The sequence below is a fragment of the Streptomyces sp. WAC03905 genome (assembly GCF_057371075.1).
In genome coordinates, this window is the sequence record NZ_JBXYDZ010000003.1 from 3,114,779 (window position 1) to 3,133,089 (window position 18,311).

The 18,311-nt window shown below is 72.2% G+C and carries 15 protein-coding genes and 3 pseudogenes; 8 read left to right on the top strand and 10 right to left on the bottom strand.

Annotated features, from left to right (window positions below):
- Window positions 1-6: 6 nt before the first annotated feature.
- Both AC2RP6_RS16355 and AC2RP6_RS16360 read right to left on the bottom strand, forming a co-directional pair.
- Complete coding sequence (locus AC2RP6_RS16355) at window positions 7-1,278, bottom strand: L,D-transpeptidase (protein ID WP_486446883.1); 1,272 nt, start codon at window positions 1,276-1,278, stop codon at window positions 7-9.
- Window positions 1,279-1,411: 133 nt separating this feature from the next.
- Window positions 1,412-1,705 carry a hypothetical protein gene (locus AC2RP6_RS16360; protein WP_486446884.1) on the bottom strand — a complete coding sequence of 98 codons (294 nt, stop codon included), beginning with the start codon at window positions 1,703-1,705 and terminating at the stop codon, window positions 1,412-1,414.
- A 155-nt stretch (window positions 1,706-1,860) separates the two neighbouring features.
- Here AC2RP6_RS16360 and AC2RP6_RS16365 point away from each other — a divergent pair, with 155 nt between their 5' ends.
- Complete coding sequence (locus tag AC2RP6_RS16365; protein WP_486446885.1) at window positions 1,861-2,199, top strand: hypothetical protein; 339 nt, start codon at window positions 1,861-1,863, stop codon at window positions 2,197-2,199.
- Window positions 2,200-2,274: 75 nt separating this feature from the next.
- Here AC2RP6_RS16365 and hutH read toward each other — a convergent pair whose 3' ends face one another.
- The 5 genes and pseudogenes from hutH to AC2RP6_RS16390 form a co-directional block, all read right to left on the bottom strand.
- The gene (gene hutH, locus AC2RP6_RS16370) at window positions 2,275-3,816 is read right to left on the bottom strand and encodes a histidine ammonia-lyase (protein ID WP_030822968.1); all 1,542 of its coding nucleotides are present in this window, start codon (window positions 3,814-3,816) and stop codon (window positions 2,275-2,277) included.
- A gap of 113 nt (window positions 3,817-3,929) precedes the next feature.
- Window positions 3,930-5,045 (bottom strand): GGDEF domain-containing protein, encoded by a 1,116-nt coding sequence (locus tag AC2RP6_RS16375; RefSeq protein ID WP_486446886.1) that lies wholly within the window; start codon window positions 5,043-5,045, stop codon window positions 3,930-3,932.
- 120 nt (window positions 5,046-5,165) lie between these two features.
- The gene (locus tag AC2RP6_RS16380) at window positions 5,166-5,963 is read right to left on the bottom strand and encodes an enoyl-CoA hydratase/isomerase family protein (RefSeq protein WP_486446887.1); all 798 of its coding nucleotides are present in this window, start codon (window positions 5,961-5,963) and stop codon (window positions 5,166-5,168) included.
- Window positions 5,964-6,159: 196 nt separating this feature from the next.
- A pseudogene (locus AC2RP6_RS16385) lies at window positions 6,160-7,309 on the bottom strand (adenylate/guanylate cyclase domain-containing protein).
- Window positions 7,310-7,530: 221 nt separating this feature from the next.
- A pseudogene (locus AC2RP6_RS16390) lies at window positions 7,531-8,398 on the bottom strand (biotin--[acetyl-CoA-carboxylase] ligase).
- Window positions 8,399-8,529: 131 nt separating this feature from the next.
- Here AC2RP6_RS16390 and AC2RP6_RS16395 point away from each other — a divergent pair.
- From AC2RP6_RS16395 to AC2RP6_RS16410, 4 genes are all read left to right on the top strand, one after another.
- Window positions 8,530-10,122: an acyl-CoA carboxylase subunit beta gene (locus tag AC2RP6_RS16395; RefSeq protein WP_486446888.1), complete on the top strand. Its 1,593-nt coding sequence runs from the start codon at window positions 8,530-8,532 to the stop codon at window positions 10,120-10,122.
- A gap of 18 nt (window positions 10,123-10,140) precedes the next feature.
- The gene (locus AC2RP6_RS16400; protein WP_486446889.1) at window positions 10,141-10,353 is read left to right on the top strand and encodes an acyl-CoA carboxylase subunit epsilon; all 213 of its coding nucleotides are present in this window, start codon (window positions 10,141-10,143) and stop codon (window positions 10,351-10,353) included.
- An 80-nt stretch (window positions 10,354-10,433) separates the two neighbouring features.
- Window positions 10,434-10,568, top strand: coding sequence for a morphogenic membrane protein MmpB (gene mmpB / locus AC2RP6_RS16405; protein ID WP_257856429.1), 135 nt, complete (start codon window positions 10,434-10,436; stop codon window positions 10,566-10,568).
- Between the two features lie 22 nt (window positions 10,569-10,590).
- Window positions 10,591-11,220, top strand: coding sequence for a Maf family protein (locus tag AC2RP6_RS16410; protein WP_486446890.1), 630 nt, complete (start codon window positions 10,591-10,593; stop codon window positions 11,218-11,220).
- Here AC2RP6_RS16410 and AC2RP6_RS16415 read toward each other — a convergent pair.
- On the bottom strand, window positions 11,201-11,680 hold the full coding sequence (locus AC2RP6_RS16415; protein ID WP_486446891.1) for a hypothetical protein: 480 nt from the start codon (window positions 11,678-11,680) through the stop codon (window positions 11,201-11,203). The genes AC2RP6_RS16410 and AC2RP6_RS16415 overlap by 20 nt on opposite strands.
- Window positions 11,681-12,272: 592 nt before the next feature.
- Between AC2RP6_RS16415 and AC2RP6_RS16420 the strand changes: the two genes are divergently transcribed.
- Entirely contained in the window at window positions 12,273-14,036 is a 1,764-nt protein-coding gene (locus AC2RP6_RS16420) for an acetyl/propionyl/methylcrotonyl-CoA carboxylase subunit alpha (RefSeq protein WP_486446892.1), read from the top strand.
- Window positions 14,037-14,118: 82 nt separating this feature from the next.
- Here AC2RP6_RS16420 and AC2RP6_RS16425 read toward each other — a convergent pair.
- A pseudogene (locus AC2RP6_RS16425) lies at window positions 14,119-15,034 on the bottom strand (DeoR/GlpR family DNA-binding transcription regulator).
- A gap of 212 nt (window positions 15,035-15,246) precedes the next feature.
- On the bottom strand, window positions 15,247-16,686 hold the full coding sequence (locus AC2RP6_RS16430) for an NAD(P)H-quinone dehydrogenase (protein WP_486446893.1): 1,440 nt from the start codon (window positions 16,684-16,686) through the stop codon (window positions 15,247-15,249).
- Window positions 16,687-16,884: 198 nt separating this feature from the next.
- Between AC2RP6_RS16430 and AC2RP6_RS16435 the strand changes: the two genes are divergently transcribed.
- Complete coding sequence (locus AC2RP6_RS16435; protein WP_030029477.1) at window positions 16,885-17,322, top strand: gamma-glutamylcyclotransferase family protein; 438 nt, start codon at window positions 16,885-16,887, stop codon at window positions 17,320-17,322.
- 176 nt (window positions 17,323-17,498) lie between these two features.
- Entirely contained in the window at window positions 17,499-18,305 is an 807-nt protein-coding gene (locus AC2RP6_RS16440) for a purine-nucleoside phosphorylase (protein WP_486446894.1), read from the top strand.
- Window positions 18,306-18,311 lie beyond the last annotated feature (6 nt).

Consider the following 18,311-nt stretch of genomic DNA (forward strand, 5'->3'; position numbering starts at 1 on the left):
CGGGTGTCAGGCGGCGGCGCCGGCCTTCCAGTCGGCCCAGCTCATGTTCCAGCCGTTGAGGCCGTTGTCCGGCTTGATGGTCTTGTCCGGGGAGTTGACCACCGTGACCACGTCGCCGATGAGCGAGTTGTCGTAGAACCAGGCGGCCGGCTGGTTCGGGTCGCCCGCGCCCTTGACGTCGTTCAGGCCGACACAGCCGTGGCTGGTGTTGACGCTGCCGAAGATCGAGTCGGCGCCCCAGTAGTTGCCGTGGAGGAACGTGCCGGAGTTGGACAGCCGCATCGCGTGCGGGACGTCCTTGATGTCGTACTCGCCCTTGCCGTCGGCGTCGGTGAAGCCGACCGTGGCGCCGTTCATCCGGGTCTCCTTGAACTTCTCGGAGATCACCATCTGACCGTTGTAGGTCGGGTTGGCCGGGGCGCCCGCGGAGATCGGGATGGTCTTGATGACCGCGCCGTCCCGGGTGACCGTCATCTTCTTCGTCTTCGCGTCGACCGTGGAGACCTGGCTGCGGCCGATCTTGAAGGTGACGGTCTTGCTCTGGACGCCCTGGACGCCGGGAGCGCCCTGGACGCCCTCCAGCGCCAGCTTCAGCGTGACGGTGGAGCCCGCCTGCCAGTACTGCTCGGGGCGGAAGTCCAGGCGCTGGGCGCTGAACCAGTGGCCGACGACCTCCTGGCCGCTGCTGGAGGAGACCGAGATGCCCGCCTGGACGGCCTTCTTGTCCTTGATCGCCTTGTTGAAGGTGATCGAGACCGGCATGCCGACGCCGACGGTCTGGCCCTCCTCGGGCACGAAGGACGCCACGAAGCTGTTCTCCGGGGAGACGGTCGTGAAGGAGGCGTTCTCGTGCGCCTCCTTGCCGTCGGCGTCCTTGGCCGTCGCCGACAGGGCGTACTTCGTCGAGCGCTTCAGGGCGCCCTTGGGCTTCCAGCTCTTGCCGTCGGCGGCTATGTCGCCCGCGACGGCTGCGCCCTCGCTGGTCTTCAGCTCGACCTGGGTGAGCGTGCCGTCGCTGACGGCGACGTTCGCCGAGTCGTTGAGACCGACGTTGGTCGCGCCGTCCTTCGGCGTGATGGTGATCTTGGCCTTCGAGGCGTCCTTGGCCGCTGCCGCGTCCACGTCCGCCTGGGACTTGCTGGCCTCCCCGTTGCCCTTCGGGTCGCCGCCGCCCTCGTCGTTGCACGCCGAGAGCACCAGTACGCCGCCGAGCACGACGGATATGGCCGCCAAGGCCCTTCTCCGCCGCTTGCTGTCCGTCCTCACACGCCACTCCATCGTTGCCGGAAACCCCGAGACCGCCGTCCCGGGGTTGGGCCCGGCAGGGGGCCCGGCCCCCTGCCTGGTCCTGACAACGCGTTAACGGCGCCGGCCGGTTCCACATTCCGTTGGGATGTGGGCAACCACACGGTCAGGCGTTGTCGGGTTCTTCGTCGAAGTCCCCATCTTCCTCGTCGAGGTCCCACTCCAACGACTCGGGGTCGTATTCGACGGGCTCGCTGCTCCAGGAGGCCTGGGCGAGTTCCACGCCGGGGATGTCGAGGACCAGGTCAGTGGGGTCGACGAGGTAGGCGAGGGCTTCCGATTCGTCTTCCCTGACGGCGGCCTCCGCATGGCTGCGTTCTTCGTCCGGCATGAACTCGTCGGCCTTGATGTGTTCGAGCGCGGCACCGGTGAGCGCCTGGGCGTCCGGCACTTCGAGCACCAGATCCACCCGAAGTCGTACATACCGTGATGTCTCAGAAGGGTTCATACGACGGAGAGTAAGCCCGCGGAAGCCCTGACTTTCCCACGACCCGCCCCTTTCCGTAGCATCACCGCACACGGCCAATTCGCTGCTGCCACAAGGGGGATCGCACCGTGTCCGCACGCCGACCGCTGCTCACCGCTCTCGGAGCGACCACCCTGCTCGCCGCCCTGTGGTTCGTGCCCTCGGCGGGCGCGACCGCTCCGGAGGCGCCGGGGAGCTCCTCCGGCGTACCCGTGGGCGCGAACACCGCGGAGGCGGCCGACGGGGCGGAGCACACGGGCACGGTCACGGGCTCGGCCCCTTCCGCTTCCGGTGCGCGGGCGCAGTCCCTCTCGCTCGCGGACACCGGTTCCGTCGACACCACCCCGTACCTCCTGGGCGGTACCTTCTGCCTCGGCGTGGGGGCCGCCTTCGTCGCCTACTCGGTGCGCCGCCGCCCCGGGGCGTGATCCACGACGGCGAGGGCCGCCCCGGGGGAGATCCCGGGGCGGCCCTCGACCGTGCGGCGCAGGCGGTGCCCGGCGTCAGGCGAGCGGGCCCGTCACCGGCTCCACCGCGGCGAGCAGGCCACCGGTACGGACGAACTCGTCGGCGGCGGCCAGGTCGGGCGCGAGGAACCGGTCCGGCCCGGGGCCCTGGACGCCCGCCGCACGGGCGGCGGCGATCGCGGCGAGGCTGGCCGGGGCGGCCGTCAACCCGTGGCGCAGCTCGATGGCGCGGGTGGCGGCGTACAGCTCGATGGCGATGATCCGCGTCAGGTTGTCGACGGCGGTGCGCAGCTTGCGCGCGGCCGACCAGCCCATGGAGACGTGGTCCTCCTGCATGGCCGAGGAGGGGATCGAGTCGGCCGAGGCCGGGACCGCGAGCCGCTTCATCTCGCTGACCAGGGCGGCCTGCGTGTACTGGGCGATCATCAGGCCGGAGTCGACGCCGGCGTCGTCGGCGAGGAACGGCGGCAGGCCGTGGCTGCGGTTCTTGTCGAGCAGCCGGTCGGTGCGCCGCTCGGCGATGGAGCCGAGGTCGGCGGCGGCGATGGCGAGGAAGTCCAGCACGTAGGCGACGGGGGCGCCGTGGAAGTTGCCGTTGGACTCCACGCGGCCGTCGGGCAGCACCACCGGGTTGTCGACGGCGGAGGCCAGCTCGCGCGAGGCGACCAGGGCGGCGTGCGCCATGGTGTCGCGGCCGGCGCCGGCGACCTGCGGGGCGCAGCGCACGGAGTAGGCGTCCTGCACGCGCGGCGCGGACTCCTCCTGGAAGTGGCCGGTCAGGCCGGAGCCCTTGAGCACGGCGGCCATGTTGGCGGCGGAGGCGCCCTGGCCGGGGTGCGGGCGGATGGCGTGCAGCTCGGGCTGGAGGACCTTCTCGGTGCCGAGCAGTGCCTCCAGGGTGAGGGCGGCGGTGATGTCGGCGGACTTGTAGAGCCGGTCGAGGTCGGCGAGGGCCATGACCAGCATGCCGAGCATGCCGTCGGTGCCGTTGAGGAGGGCGAGGCCCTCCTTCTCGCGGAGTTCGACGGGCTCGATGCCGTGCTCGGCGAGCAGTTCGCCCGCGGGGCGGACCGTGCCGTCGGGGCCCTCGGCGTCGCCCTCGCCCATGAGCGCGAGCGCGCAGTGGGACAGCGGCGCGAGGTCGCCGGAGCAGCCGAGGGAGCCGTACTCGTGGACGACCGGGGTGATGCCGGCGTTGAGCACGGCGGCCATGGTCTGCGCCACGGAGGGGCGTACGCCGGTGTGACCGGAGGCGACGGTCTTGAGCCGGAGGAACATCAGGGCGCGGACGACCTCGCGCTCGACGCGCGGGCCCATGCCAGCGGCGTGCGAGCGGACGATGTTGCGCTGGAGCTGGGCGCGCAGCTCGGGACTGATGTGCCGGGAGGCGAGGGCGCCGAACCCGGTGGACACCCCGTAGACGGGCTCGGGCTTGGCGGCCAGCGCGTCGACGATCTCGCGGGCGCGGGCGAGGGCGTCGAGCGCCTCGCCGGACAGCTCGACCCGTGCGTTGCCGCGGGCAACGGCGATGACGTCCTCGGCGGTGGTACCGGACGTCCCCACCACGACAGTGTGCATATCCATATTCAGCACCCTACGGATTGAATCGCTTCATGTCACTAGCTGGAACTGTCACGATCGCGCAGCCGCTGGGCCCCTTACGCGGGGACGGGCCCGGCGTCGGCACGCGGTCACTGCCTGCCGCGGAACCGCCTGCGCTCCCCGGGGGCCTCCTGGGCGGCGGCGTCCGCCAGCCGCACCACCGCCGTGTCCCGGCCCGCCACCACCGGCGCCGCCGAACGCGCCGCCTTCGCCTTGTACTGGGCGGCGTCCGCGAGGCGGAACAGCCGCCTGGACGACTTCAGGGGCCCGATCGGGTCCCCGGTGGAGGCCACCCCGCAGGCCACACCCTCGCCCAGCTCCAGCTCGGCGGCGCGCGTGCACAGCTCCTCGCTGACCCGGACGACCTCGTCCGCCGAGGGGCCGACCCCGACCAGGCAGAACTCGTCGCCGCCCAGGCGCGCCACCAGGGCGCCCGGCAGCATGGCCCCGCACAGGCTCAGCACCGACCCGAACCGCTCCAGCAGCCGGTCGCCCATGGCGTGTCCGAGGGTGTCGTTGACCTTCTTCAGGCCGTTCAGGTCGCAGACGACGAGGCTGACGACCACACCGGTGCGCCGGTGCTCCTCCAGGGCCTCGTCGAGCCGCATGTCGACCGCCCGGCGGTTGGCGAGCCCGGTCAGCGGATCGGTGAACGCGAGCCGCCGGGCCTCCTCCAGCCGCTCGTTCTGCGCGAGGCCGGCCGCGACCACGGCGGCGAGCACGGTGGCGAACTCCGCGTCGCCCTCGTCGAAGTCGGGCAGCCCCTCGTCCCGGGCCACGTACAGCTCGCCCCAGGCCCGCCCGCTGAGCACGACGGGCGCGACCACGCACGTACCGCGACCCCGGCGGCGCAGGGCCTCGCCGCGCCGCCCCGGCCGGTCGCCGACGGCGCTCTCGACCCAGGCGTGCGGGCCGCCGCCACCCACCCACCGCTCGTGCAGGAACTCGGTGACCTCCGGGAAGTCGTGCACCGGATAGGACTCGTCCTCGGGGAACTCCTCCTCGCCCGCCCGCCGCTCGCCCTCGTTCACCAGGACCCGCAGGCACCCGCGCTCGCGCTCCCACGCGGAGATCGCGGCGAACGAGCCGTCCATCGCCAGGCGCGCGCCCCGCGCCGCCGCACGCACACTGTCGCGCGGCGTGCACGCCGCGGCCATCGCCTGGGCGAGGCCCACCACGGCTCGCAGCCGCCCGTCAGCTCCCATCACCCCAGGTTAGGGAGTTTTGTCGGATTTTGAGATAATTGGCGCGAATTTCGACGCAACCATGATCACCGCTGGCGGTACGGCCGGACGCGCACGGCGCCCGGCCCTGCGCCGGCCCTGCTACTCCCCCGGCCAGTCGGGCGTGCGCTTCTCGTTGAAGGCCGCCACGCCCTCGGCCCGGTCCCCGGAGAAGGCGACCGCGCGCCAGGCGGCGTCCTCGATCTCCAGTCCGGCCGCCAGGTCCATCCCGTGGCCCAGCCGCAGCGCGCGCTTGGCGGCCCGCAGGCCCACCGGCGAGTTCGCGGCCATCCGCGACGCCAGGGCCAGCGCCTCGGCCGTGTCCCGGCCCGCCGGGACCACGGAGTCCACCAGGCCCAGGGAGAGCGCCTCGGCGGCCTCCACCCGGCGCGCGGTGAAGATCAGTTCGGCGGCCCGTGCCGCACCCACGCGGCGCGGCAGCAACTGCGTACCGCCACCGCCCGGAATCACGCCCACCGAGACCTCGGGCAGGCCGACCACGGCGGTCTCGTCGGCGACGATCACGTCGCAGGCCAGGGCCAGCTCGAAGCCGCCGCCCAGCGCGAACCCGTGCACGGCCGCGACCGTGGGCATCGGCAGCTCCAGCACGCCGCCGTAGGCCCCGCGCGTGGTCGGCCGCTGCCGCACCAGCTCGGCGTCGGACAGCGCGTTGCGCTCCTTGAGGTCGGCGCCGACGCAGAAGGCCCGCTCCGCCGTGGAGGAGAGCACGACCACCCGTACGGTGCGGTCCGCCGCAAGCGCGGCGCAGGCGGCGCCGATGGCGCGGGCCATGTCGGTCGACACCGCGTTCATGACCTTGGGGCGGTCCAGGACCAGCTCCGCGACCCCGCCCTCGTGGCGGCGCACCGCCACGAACTCCGACTCGAACTCGGACGCCATAGGACCCTCCCGGTTAACGAACGTTACGTCGGGATAGTAGGCGGGCCGCCCCGCCACCCGCGAGGCCCGGCGGACATTGCGGTGCGTCCGGCGCCCTGCGGGGACCGCCCCGGCACGCGCCCGGCCCCGGGGGGGGTCGGAGGGTGCGACCGGCGCGGTCGGAGCCCTGGGCCCGCTGCGCCCGGGGCGAGGCGTGTCAGCGGCGCTTGCGGCGCGTCAGCGACCAGGGCTCGACGACGCCCAGGCCGCGCACCGGCCGCTGCCACATCGGCTGGAGGGCGAACCGGTAGGCCGCGCCCTCGTCGGGCTCCGTCTCCGCCTCCTTCTCCGACACCGGCGCCGCGCCGGTCCGGGAGAAGCTCCTCCGCCATCGCCCCGTCCACCAGCACGGCGTCCTTGGGGGCTATGGACGTCAGCCGGCTCGCGAGGTTCACCGTGGTCCCGAAGACGTCGCCCATCCGGGTCGTCACCGTGCCGAAGGCGATCCCGACGCGCAGCTCGGGCATCTGCGGGTCCGCCTCCATCGTCTCGATGAGCCGCAGCGCGATCTCCGCCGCCGTCGCCGCGTCGTCGGCGACGTACAGCACCTCGTCGCCGAGGGTCTTGATCAGCCGGCCGCCGTACGCGGCCACCAGGTCCGCCGCCGTCGTCTCGAAGGACTCGACCAGCTCGCCGAGCTCCTCCTCCTCCAGCCGGCGCGTCAGGCGCGTGAAGCCCACCAGGTCGGCGAAGCCCACCGCGAGCCGCCGGTCGACCATCTCCTCGTCGTCCGCGACCTGCACCACGCGTCCGGTGGCCGCCGCCAGCTGGCGCCGCCACACGTACACGAGGAACTCCTCCAGCTCCGGCAGCAGCAGCTCGACCAGGGGGTACGTGACCTCCGTACGGGTCATCCCCGGCTCCGGCGGCTCCGTGAGCCCCTCCAGGAACGAGTCGATCTGCCACTCCGCCAGCCGCGCCGTGGTCTGCCCGGTGGACCGTGCCACCTGCACCGCCATCGGCTCGGACAGCAGCCCGGCCTCCACCAGGCCGGCGAGCCGGCGCAGGGCCAGTACGTCGGCCTCCGTCAGCGCCCGGGCCTGGCCGATGTCGGCGAAGCCCATGGCCCGCCAGAAGCGGGAGGCGAGCTCCATCGACACCCCGGCGCTGCGGGCGGCCTGGAAGGGCGTGTAGCGGCGCTCGGCGCCCAGGATCAGCTGCTCCAGGCGGATCGCGAGGGGATCCGCCGTGGGCTGCACGGTGTGGTCGACCTCGTGGTGGGGAGTGTGCTGGTCGCGCCCGATCGGGGTGCCCGGACCACCGGGCCCGGGGGCGGACGCGCCGGAAGCAGAGTCGTCGACGGTCAAGGGCCGCCTCCTGTCCATTCCGTGCGCACTGCCCTGCCGAACCGGTTGATCACCACGAGCAGCGGGATCGCCTAAACCATACGGCAGGTGTGCCGTAGCTCACTCCCCTCCCCGGCCTCGATCCGGGCACGGCCGGGGTCTCCCGGCGGCGGCACGTGAGGCCGTACGCACCCGATACGCGACATTCCGTGCATCGCGTCCCACGCCCGGCCCCACCCCCGTCAGTGCACCGATCGCAGGTGGACGACGTCGCCCGCCCCCACCGCCTCGTGGGCCCCCTCGGCGGTACGGATCACCAGACGGCCATCGGTGTCGACGGCTTCGGCCGTTCCGGTGAGGGTGCGCCCGCCGGGGAAGCTCCGCGCGCACGTGCCGGCCGAGGGTGGCGCAGCCCGCCGCGTAGGTCTCCTGGAGGCCGCTGGCCGCCGGGTCGCCGGCGGCGGCGCGCCAGTTCCCGTACCACTCCTCCAGGGACCGCAGCACGGCCCTCAGCAGCGGGTCCCGGTCGGTCACGGTGGCCTTGGCCAGCGCGAGCGACCCGGCGGCGGGCACCGGGAGCTCCTCCTCGGTGAGGGTGACGTTGAGGCCGATCCCGACGACGACGCCGTCCGCGACACGCTCGGCGAGGATGCCGCCGGTCTTGCGCTCCTCGCCCTCGACGGTGACCAGCAGGTCGTTGGGCCACTTGAGGGCGGTGTCCACACCGGCGGCCCGGGAGAGCCCGGTCGCCGTGGCCACGCCGGCCAGCAGCGTCAGCCACCCCCACTGCTCCTGCGGGACCGTGGGGCCCGGCTTGAAGAGCACGGAGAAGAACAGTCCGGACCGGGCGGGAGCGACCCAGCTGCGGTCGAGCCGGCCGCGCCCCGCGCTCTGCTCCTCGGCGACCAGCACGGCCCCCTCGGGCAGCTCCGGCGCCCGCGTGGCAAGGTCGGTATTGGTGGACCCGGTGGCGGCGACCACCTCCAGGGAGGTCCACAACCCGTCCCCGGTGACGAGGGCCCGCCGCAGCGCGGCTGCGTTGAGCGGCGGCCGCTCCAGGCTCGACCAACGACCTGCGGAAGCTCCGGCTGATGCATCTGATGGCGTCATGCAACCCAATGTAGGTGTGTCAAACGCCGCACTGCCGAGCGCCATGCCCGCCGATACGCTACGCACCAGTAGCCAGCAGTAGTCAATCAATTGACCAGGCAGTTGACACCACGCAGGGAGCCGCGACCCCGATGTCACATCCGTCAGAGCCGATCGACATGCACACCACCGCGGGCAAGATCGCGGATCTGCAGCGCCGCATCGACGAAGCCACCCACGCCGGTTCCGCCCGCGCCGTGGAGAAGCAGCACGCCAAGGGCAAGCTGACGGCGCGTGAGCGGGTTGCCCTCCTGCTGGACGAGGGATCCTTCGTCGAGCTCGACGAGTTCGCCCGGCACCGCTCCACCAACTTCGGGCTGGAGAAGACCCGGCCGTACGGCGACGGCGTCGTCACCGGCTACGGCACGGTCGACGGCCGCCCCGTCGCCGTGTTCTCGCAGGACTTCACCGTCTTCGGCGGCGCCCTCGGCGAGACCTTCGGCCAGAAGATCATGAAGGTGATGGACTTCGCGCTGAAGACGGGCTGCCCGCTCGTCGGCATCAACGACTCCGGCGGCGCCCGCATCCAGGAGGGCGTCAGCGCGCTGGGCATGTACGGCGAAATCTTCCGCCGCAACGTCCACGCCTCGGGCGTGATCCCGCAGATCAGCCTGGTCGTCGGCCCCTGCGCCGGCGGCGCCGTGTACTCGCCCGCGATCACCGACTTCACGGTGATGGTCGACCGGACCTCGCACATGTTCATCACCGGCCCGGACGTCATCAAGACGGTCACCGGCGAGGACGTCGGCTTCGAGGAGCTGGGCGGCGCGCGCACGCACAACAGCACGTCCGGCGTCGCGCACCACATGGCGGGTGACGAGAAGGACGCCATCGAGTACGTGAAGTCGCTCCTGTCCTACCTGCCGTCGAACAACCTCTCCGAGCCGCCCGCGTTCCCGGAGGAGGCCGACACCGAGGTCTCCGACACCGACCGCGAGCTCGACGTGCTGATCCCGGACAGCGCGAACCAGCCGTACGACATGCACACCGTGATCGAGCACGTGCTGGACGACGCGGAGTTCCTGGAGACCCAGTCGCTCTTCGCGCCGAACATCCTGACCGGTTTCGGCCGCGTCGAGGGGCACCCGGTGGGCGTGGTCGCCAACCAGCCGATGCAGTTCGCCGGCTGCCTGGACATCGACGCCTCCGAGAAGGCGGCCCGCTTCGTGCGGACCTGCGACGCCTTCAACATCCCGGTCCTGACCTTCGTCGACGTCCCGGGCTTCCTCCCGGGCACCGACCAGGAGTACAACGGAATCATCCGGCGCGGCGCCAAGCTGATCTACGCCTACGCCGAGGCCACCGTCCCGCTGATCACCGTCATCACCCGCAAGGCCTTCGGCGGCGCGTACGACGTCATGGGCTCCAAGCACCTCGGCGCGGACCTGAACCTGGCCTGGCCGACCGCGCAGATCGCCGTCATGGGCGCGCAGGGAGCGGTGAACATCCTGCACCGCCGCACGCTCGCCGAGACCGCCCCCGAGGAGGTGGAGGAGACCCGGGCCCGGCTCATCACCGAGTACGAGGACGCGCTGCTCAACCCGTACACGGCGGCCGAGCGCGGCTACATCGACGCCGTCACCATGCCGTCCGAGACCCGCGCGCACGTGGTGAAGGGGCTGCGCCAGCTGCGCACCAAGCGGGAGTCCCTGCCGCCGAAGAAGCACGGCAACATCCCCCTCTAGTCCCTCCAGGAGGTCACCGTGGTGATCAAGGTCGTCAAGGGCAATCCGACCCCGGAGGAGCTGGCCGCCGCACTGGCGGTGGTCCAGGCGCGCGCGGCGCTGCTGGCCTCGTCGCAGCCGTCGGGCGCCCCGCGGGTCACGGACGAGTGGTCGACGCCGTCCCGGGTGGCACGGCGGCGGCTGCCGCAGCCGGGACCGCGGGCCTGGGGCCGTACGTACTGGCCCGGGTAGCCGGGATGTGGTGAACGCGGGACGGCGCTTGAGTACCCGTACTCAGGCGCCGGACCCGCCCCCGGGGCCAGGATCGGAGCATGCTCTGGTCCGACCCGAAGAACGAGCCGCCCAAGGACATGCGCGACGCGCAGGCGATGATCCGGCGGCTCACCGTGGTGCTCGCCCTCGCCATGCTCGTGGTGGTCTACGTCCTCGGCGTGAGCCACTTCTGAGCCGCCCCCGGGCGCACCTACGATGGCGGGCATGACTGCCACACCCCAGCCCGCGAGCGTGCGCAAGCTCGTCCTCGCCTCCGCCTCCCCCGCCCGGCTGAACCTGCTGCGGCAGGCGGGCCTGGCCCCGCACGTGATCGTCAGCGGTTTCGACGAGGACACCCTGGAGCACGACGAGCCGGCCGAGCTGGCGCTCGCGCTGGCCGAGGCCAAGGCGGCCGTCGTGGCCGGTCTGGACGAGGCCACGGGCGCCCTGGTGATCGGTTGCGACTCGGTGCTGGAGCTGGACGGCGAAGCGCTGGGCAAGCCCGCGGACGCCGAGGAGGCCACCGCGCGCTGGAAGGCGATGCGCGGCCGGGCGGGCGTGCTGCGCACCGGGCACTGCGTGATCGACACGGCGACCGGGCGGCAGGTCTCGGCCACGGCGTCGACGACGGTCCGCTTCGGCGAGCCGACGGACGCGGAGGTCGCGGCGTACGTGGCGAGCGGCGAGCCGCTGCACGTGGCGGGCGCGTTCACCCTGGACGGGCTGTCGGCGCCGTTCATCGACGGCATCGACGGGGATCACGGCAACGTGATCGGGCTGTCCATGCCGCTGCTGCGCTCCCTGCTGGGCGAACTGGGCGTGTCCATCACGGACTTGTGGGCTTGAGCTCCCCGAACGGCGGCGGTGGCGGGGTGTCCTCGACCGGTCCGCCGCCGTCCCCCTCGGCCCGTCGGGCGGTGACCGGGTAGAGCGTCAGGATCAGTACGAGCAGACACAGGATCAGCATCAGCGTCGCGAAGGCGGCCCACCCGACCAGGCCGACGGCGAGGATGCCGAGCACGGCGTGGACGACGGCGGCGCTGATGAGCACGACGCGGGCGAAGCGCCCCGGCGGGCGGTCGCGCAGCGCGGCGACGGCGGCGAACACCGCGCACAGCAGCAGGAAGGCGCCCATGCCCGCGCCCATGGCGTAGGTGGCCCTGGACATGACGTCGGGGTCGCTGCCCGCGATGGACATCGACTGGTTGGCCGTGGTCCGGCCCAGCACGATGTGGACGAGCACGAGCACCGCCGCCTCCGCGACGAGCACGATCGCGGCCAGTCCGGCCACGAGTCTTCGCAGCACGATGCGCCACCCCCCACGTGTCACAAGCCTGTTCGACGCCTGGAGGCTACTAACGGGTAGCCGGATGGACAAGACGTCGGCGCCCACGGTTCGCGCCGGAGCGGTCCAGCCGGTGGCTCGCGCCGCAACGGGTCGCGTCCCGGACGGCGCGCCCGACCCCGGCGCTCGATTCCGCCCCGGGACCCCGCGTCGGCCATCCGGAGTACACCCCGGCGCGCTGCGCCCCGCCCGGCACCCGCGCGGGCTGCATCGCTGTGGGTACGGTGTTGTCCCGGTAGGGCCGGGACGACGGGGTTGCTACCAATCAGTAAACAAGGGGACAACTCCGCTCACGACCGCAAAGAAAATGTGGGCCGTTCGTAGGGACTCGACAAAGAATCACCCGGGGCCGCTGACCCGGGGGACAGAGACCTTGGATACATGACGGGGTTACTGTGCAGTCGGGGATCCCCCTGACCTGGGGCGCCACAAGGGTTCCCCGGCGGAGCGGGCCTCGCATCACACTCTGTGTGGGCAAGGTCACCACCGGGGAAGGGTCGAAAGGCCGTGTGGGCTGTCCCTAAACTCAGCTTGTTTCAAGGAGGGAGCCATCGTGCGCAAGGTGCTCATCGCCAACCGTGGCGAAATCGCTGTCCGCGTTGCTCGGGCCTGCCGGGACGCCGGGATCGCGAGCGTAGCCGTCTACGCCGATCCGGACCGGGACGCTCTGCACGTCCGCGCGGCAGACGAAGCTTTCGCGTTGGGCGGTGACACCCCGGCCGCGAGCTACCTGGACATCTCCAAGGTCCTCCAGGCCGCCGCCGACTCGGGTGCGGACGCCATCCACCCCGGATACGGATTCCTGTCCGAGAACGCCGACTTCGCCCAGGCCGTGCTCGACGCCGGTCTGACCTGGATCGGCCCGCCGCCGCAGGCCATCCGTGACCTCGGCGACAAGGTGGCCGCCCGTCACATCGCCCAGCGCGCCGGCGCGCCGCTGGTCGCCGGTACCCCGGACCCGGTCTCGGGGGCCGAGGAGGTCGTCGCCTTCGCCAAGGAGCACGGCCTGCCGATCGCGATCAAGGCGGCCTTCGGCGGTGGCGGCCGCGGCCTGAAGGTCGCCCGCACCCTCGAAGAGGTACCGGAGCTCTACGAGTCCGCCGTCCGCGAGGCCGTCGCCGCCTTCGGCCGCGGCGAGTGCTTCGTCGAGCGCTACCTCGACAAGCCGCGCCACGTCGAGACCCAGTGCCTGGCCGACTCGCACGGCAACGTCGTCGTCGTCTCGACCCGAGACTGCTCCCTCCAGCGCCGCCACCAGAAGCTGGTGGAGGAGGCCCCGGCGCCGTTCCTGACCGAGGCTCAGAACGCGGAGCTGTACGCCGCTTCCAAGGCCATCCTGAAGGAGGCCGGCTACGTCGGCGCGGGCACGGTGGAGTTCCTCGTCTCCGCCGACGGCCTGATCTCCTTCCTGGAGGTCAACACCCGCCTCCAGGTCGAGCACCCGGTCACCGAAGAGGTCGCCGGCATCGACCTGGTCCGCGAGATGTTCCGCATCGCCGACGGCGAGGAGCTCGGCTACGGCGACCCGGTCCTGCGCGGCCACTCCATCGAGTTCCGCATCAACGGCGAGGACCCCGGCCGCGGCTTCCTGCCGGCGCCCGGCACCGTGACGAAGTTCGTCGCGCCCACCGGTCCGGGCGTCCGCCTCGACGCGGGCGTCGAGTCCGGCTCCGTCATCGGCCCGGCCTGGGACTCCCTGCTGGCCAAGCTGATCGTCACCGGCGCCACCCGCGAGCAGGCCCTGCAGCGCGCCGCCCGCGCGCTCGCCGAGTTCGAGGTCGAGGGCATGGCCACCGCCATCCCCTTCCACCGTGCGGTCGTCGCCGACCCGGCGTTCGCCCCCACCGACGGAACTCCGTTCACCGTCTTCACCCGGTGGATCGAGACCGAGTTCGTCAACGAGATCCCGGCGTTCACGGCTCCGGCCGCGGAGGAGACCGAGGACGAGCCGGGCCGCGAGACGGTCGTCGTCGAGGTCGGCGGCAAGCGCCTCGAGGTCTCGCTGCCCTCGTCCCTGGGCATGACCCTGGCCCGCACCGCCGCCGCGGGCGGCGCCAAGCCGAAGCGCCGCGCGGCCAAGAAGTCCGGCCCGGCCGCCTCCGGCGACACCCTCGCCTCCCCGATGCAGGGCACGATCGTCAAGGTCGCCGTCGAGGAGGGCCAGCAGGTCACCGAGGGCGAGCTGATCGTCGTCCTCGAAGCGATGAAGATGGAGCAGCCGCTCAACGCCCACCGCTCCGGCACCGTCGTCGGCCTCACCGCCGAAGTCGGCGCCTCCGTCACCTCCGGCGCCACGATCTGCGAGATCAAGGACTGACGTCCCGGACCGCGTCCGCGGACACGCGAAGGCCCCGCCCGGTCGAACCGGGTGGGGCCTTCGCGATGTCAGGGAGAGACGTCTACCGGCGCCGCATGTCGGCGACCCGGGCGCGTTCCGCCTGTTGCTCCATCATGCCGCCGGTCGCGCTGCGGAGTTGGGCCGTCGGGCCGCCGCGGCGTTGCACCGGGAGGGGGGACTCCCGGCGCGGGCGGCGGCCCTGCATGCCGTCCACGCCGCCGGAGGCCACGGGGCCGCCCGCCACGGTGATCTGGACGCCCTGGTCGGCCAGCGCCTGGAGCTCCGTCGCCGCCCGGTCGTCGTGCGGCGGCGGCTCGTCCGTCACCAGTCGGGTCATCACGTCCGTCGGCACCGTCTGGAACATGGTGTCGGTGCCGAGCTTCGTGTGGTCCGCGAGGACGACCACCTCCGCCGCCGCCTGGACGAGGGCGCGGTCCACGCTCGCCGAGAGCATGTTGGACGTGGACAGGCCCCGCTCCGCCGTCAGGCCGCTCCCCGAGAGGAAGGCGCGGGAGACCCGGAGCCCCTGGAGGGACTGCTCGGCCCCGCTGCCCACGAGGGCGTAGTTGGACCCGCGCAGGGTGCCGCCGGTCATGACGACCTCGACCCGGTTGGCGTGGGCCAGCGCCTGGGCGACCAGGAGGGAGTTGGTGACGACGGTCAGGCCGGGCACGCGGGCGAGCCGGCGGGCCAGCTCCTGCGTCGTGGTGCCCGCGCCGACGACGACGGCCTCGCCCTCTTCCACGAGGCCGGCCGCGACATCGGCAATGGCGGTCTTCTCCGCCGTCGCGAGATGGGACTTTTGCGGAAAGCCGGACTCTCGCGTGAAACCGCCCGGCAAGACCGCACCGCCGTGCCGGCGGTCGAGGAGTCCTTCGGCCTCCAGCGCCCGCACGTCCCGCCGTACGGTCACTTCGGAGGTCTGGACGACGCGGGCGAAGCTCCCGGAGCGAAACCGCTCCGTTGGCCCGCACCATTTCGAGGATCAATTGGCGACGTTCTGCAGCGAACACGAAACTGACAGTAACCCCAACGACCGTCTGGTTTCAGCTCTTTGCGCCGGAATACCGAAGTTGTCCATATGGCGGGGCGACTAGTGGTATACGCGGCCCGAGGTCTGGGTGAACACCCGGCCACGCGGGCCGCGCACCGCCCCAACGCCCTTGCGGCGTGGGGCGGTTGGGTGCGTTTACGCCTCCCCGCCGGCCTTCCGGGTGTGCAGCTGGCGCGCCACCTCGGCGATCGACCCGGACAGCGAGGGGTACACGGTGAACGCGTTTGCGATCTGCTCGACCGTCAGATTGTTGTCGACGGCGATCGAGATGGGGTGGATGAGCTCGCTCGCGCGCGGGGAGACGACCACGCCGCCGACCACGATGCCGGTGCCCGGCCGGCAGAACATCTTCACGAAGCCGTCCCGGATGCCCTGCATCTTGGCGCGCGGGTTGCGCAGCAGCGGCAGCTTCACCACACGGGCGTCGATCTTGCCGGCGTCCACGTCCGCCTGCGTGTAACCGACGGTCGCGATCTCCGGGTCGGTGAAGACGTTCGACGACACCGTCTTCAGGTTCAGCGGGGCCACCGCGTCGCCGAGGAAGTGGTACATCGCGATACGGCCCTGCATGGCCGCCACCGACGCGAGCGCGAAGACGCCCGTGACGTCACCGGCCGCGTACACGCCCGGCGCCGAGGTGCGGGAGACCTTGTCGGTCCAGATGTGCCCGGAGTCCTTGAGGCGGACGCCGGACTCCTCCAGGTTCATGTTCGCGGTGTTCGGGACCGCGCCGACCGCCATCAGGCAGTGGCTGCCGGTCAGCACCCGGCCGTCGGACAGGGTGACCTCGACCCGGTCGCCGACCCGCTTGGCGGACTCGGCGCGCGAGCGCCCGACGACGTTCATGCCGCGGCGCCGGAAGACGTCCTCCAGGACGGCGGCCGCGTCGGGGTCCTCGCCCGGCAGCACCCGGTCGCGGGAGGACACCAGCGTCACCCGGGAGCCGAGAGCCTGGTACGCGCCGGCGAACTCGGCGCCGGTCACACCGGAGCCGACCACGATGAGCTCCTCGGGGAGCTCCTCCAGGTCGTAGACCTGGGTCCAGTTCAGGATGCGCTCGCCGTCGGGCTGGGCGTCGGGGATCTCGCGCGGGGTGCCGCCGGTGGCGATCAGGACGGCGTCGGCCGTCAGGATCGTCTCGGTGCCGTCGGCGGCGGTGACGATGACGTCCCGGGTGCCGTCGATGCCCTGCGGGCCGCCCAGCTTGCCGCGGCCGCGCATGACCTTGGCGCCGGCCCGGGTGACGGAGGCCGTGATGTCGTGCGACTGGGCGAGCGCGAGGCGCTTGACACGCCGGTTCACCTTGCCGAGGTCCACGCCGACCACGCGAGCCGCCTGCTCTATGTGCGGCGTGTCGTCGGCGACGATGATCCCCAGCTCCTCGTACGAGGAGTCGAAGGTGGTCATCACCTCGGCGGTCGCGATCAGGGTCTTGGAAGGTACGCAGTCGGTCAGGACCGAGGCCCCGCCCAGGCCGTCGCAGTCCACGACGGTCACCTCCGCGCCGAGCTGGGCGCCGACCAGCGCCGCCTCATACCCGCCGGGTCCGCCGCCGATGATCACGATCCGGGTCACGAAAAGTCCGCCTCACGTCTACCCGGCCGGCTGCCGCCCCGGCCGGCGGTCCGGGGGGTCTCCCCGGGGGATGCATTCCGTGCTCCATTGTCCCGCACGCTTCAAGGTGCTTCGCGCCCGGTCCCCGCCCGGGACTCCGTCCGGGTGTACCCCTGCCTGGCACGCCCCCACGGCCGCCCCTCCCGTACCCTCGACCTCATGTCGCTCTACGCCGCGTACGCCGGCAACCTCGACCCGCGGCTGATGACGCGCCGTGCTCCCCATTCGCCGCTGCGCGGCACGGGCTGGATCAACGACTGGCGGCTGACCTTCGGCGGCGAGCAGATGGGCTGGGAGGGTTCCCTCGCCACGATCGTCGAGGCGCCGCGCCACCAGGTCTTCGTCGCCCTGTACGACATCGCGCCGCTGGACGAGGACTCGATGGACCGCTGGGAGGGCGTCGGGCTCGACATCTACCGGCGCATGAGGATCCGCGTGCACACCCTCGACGGCGACGAGGCCGCCTGGTGCTACGTGCTGAACGGCTACGAGGGCGGCCTGCCCTCCGCGCGCTACCTGGGCGAGATCGCCGACGCCGCCGAGTCCGCGGGCGCCCCGCACGACTACGTGATGGAGCTGCGCAAGCGCCCCTGCTGATCCCCCGGCGGGCCGGTGGAGCCCACCGAGCGGCCCTCCGTCCGGCACTCCGTCCGGTCACCGCGGGTCACGCGCGGTCACGGCGGACATTTGGTCGGAAACGACAAGACAACGATCCGAGCATGGTGAGCTGCGCCATCTACGCGCGTAGGCAATGAGCGGCTACGCTCGTCTGCGTGAACGCATCTGTTACCGATCCCACCGCCGCCGCCGACGCCGCAGCCGCTCGCCTGCGGGAGCTCACCGGCGCCGAGACCCACGATGTCGCCCTCGTCGTGGGCTCCGGCTGGGCCCCCGCCGCCGAGGCCCTGGGCGCCCCCGAGGCCGAGTTCCTCGTGACCGAGCTGCCCGGGTTCCCCCCGGCCGCCGTCGAAGGACACGGCGGCAAGGTCCGCTCGTACAAGATCGGCGACAAGCGCGCGCTGGTCTTCCTCGGCCGCACCCACTACTACGAGGGCCGCGGCGTCGCCGCCGTCGCCCACGGTGTCCGCACCGCCGTCGCCGCGGGCTGCAAGACCGTCGTGCTGACCAACGGCTGCGGCGGTCTGCGCCAGGGCATGCAGCCCGGCCAGCCGGTCCTGATCAGCGACCACATCAACATGACGGCCACCTCGCCCATCATCGGCGCGAACTTCGTGGACCTGACGAACCTGTACTCGCCGAAGCTCCGCGCGATGTGCAAGGACATCGACCCCTCCCTGGAGGAGGGCGTCTACGTCCAGTTCCCCGGCCCGCACTACGAGACCCCGGCCGAGATCAACATGATCCGCGTGATGGGCGCCGACCTGGTCGGCATGTCCACCGTGCTGGAGGCCATCGCCGCCCGTGAGGCCGGCGCCGAGGTGCTCGGCATCTCCCTGGTCACGAACCTGGCGGCGGGCATCTCCGGCGAGCCGCTGAACCACGAAGAGGTCCTTCAGGCCGGCCGCGACTCGGCCGCGCGCATGGGCAAGCTGCTGACCCAGGTCCTCGCCCGCATCTGAGGCCCC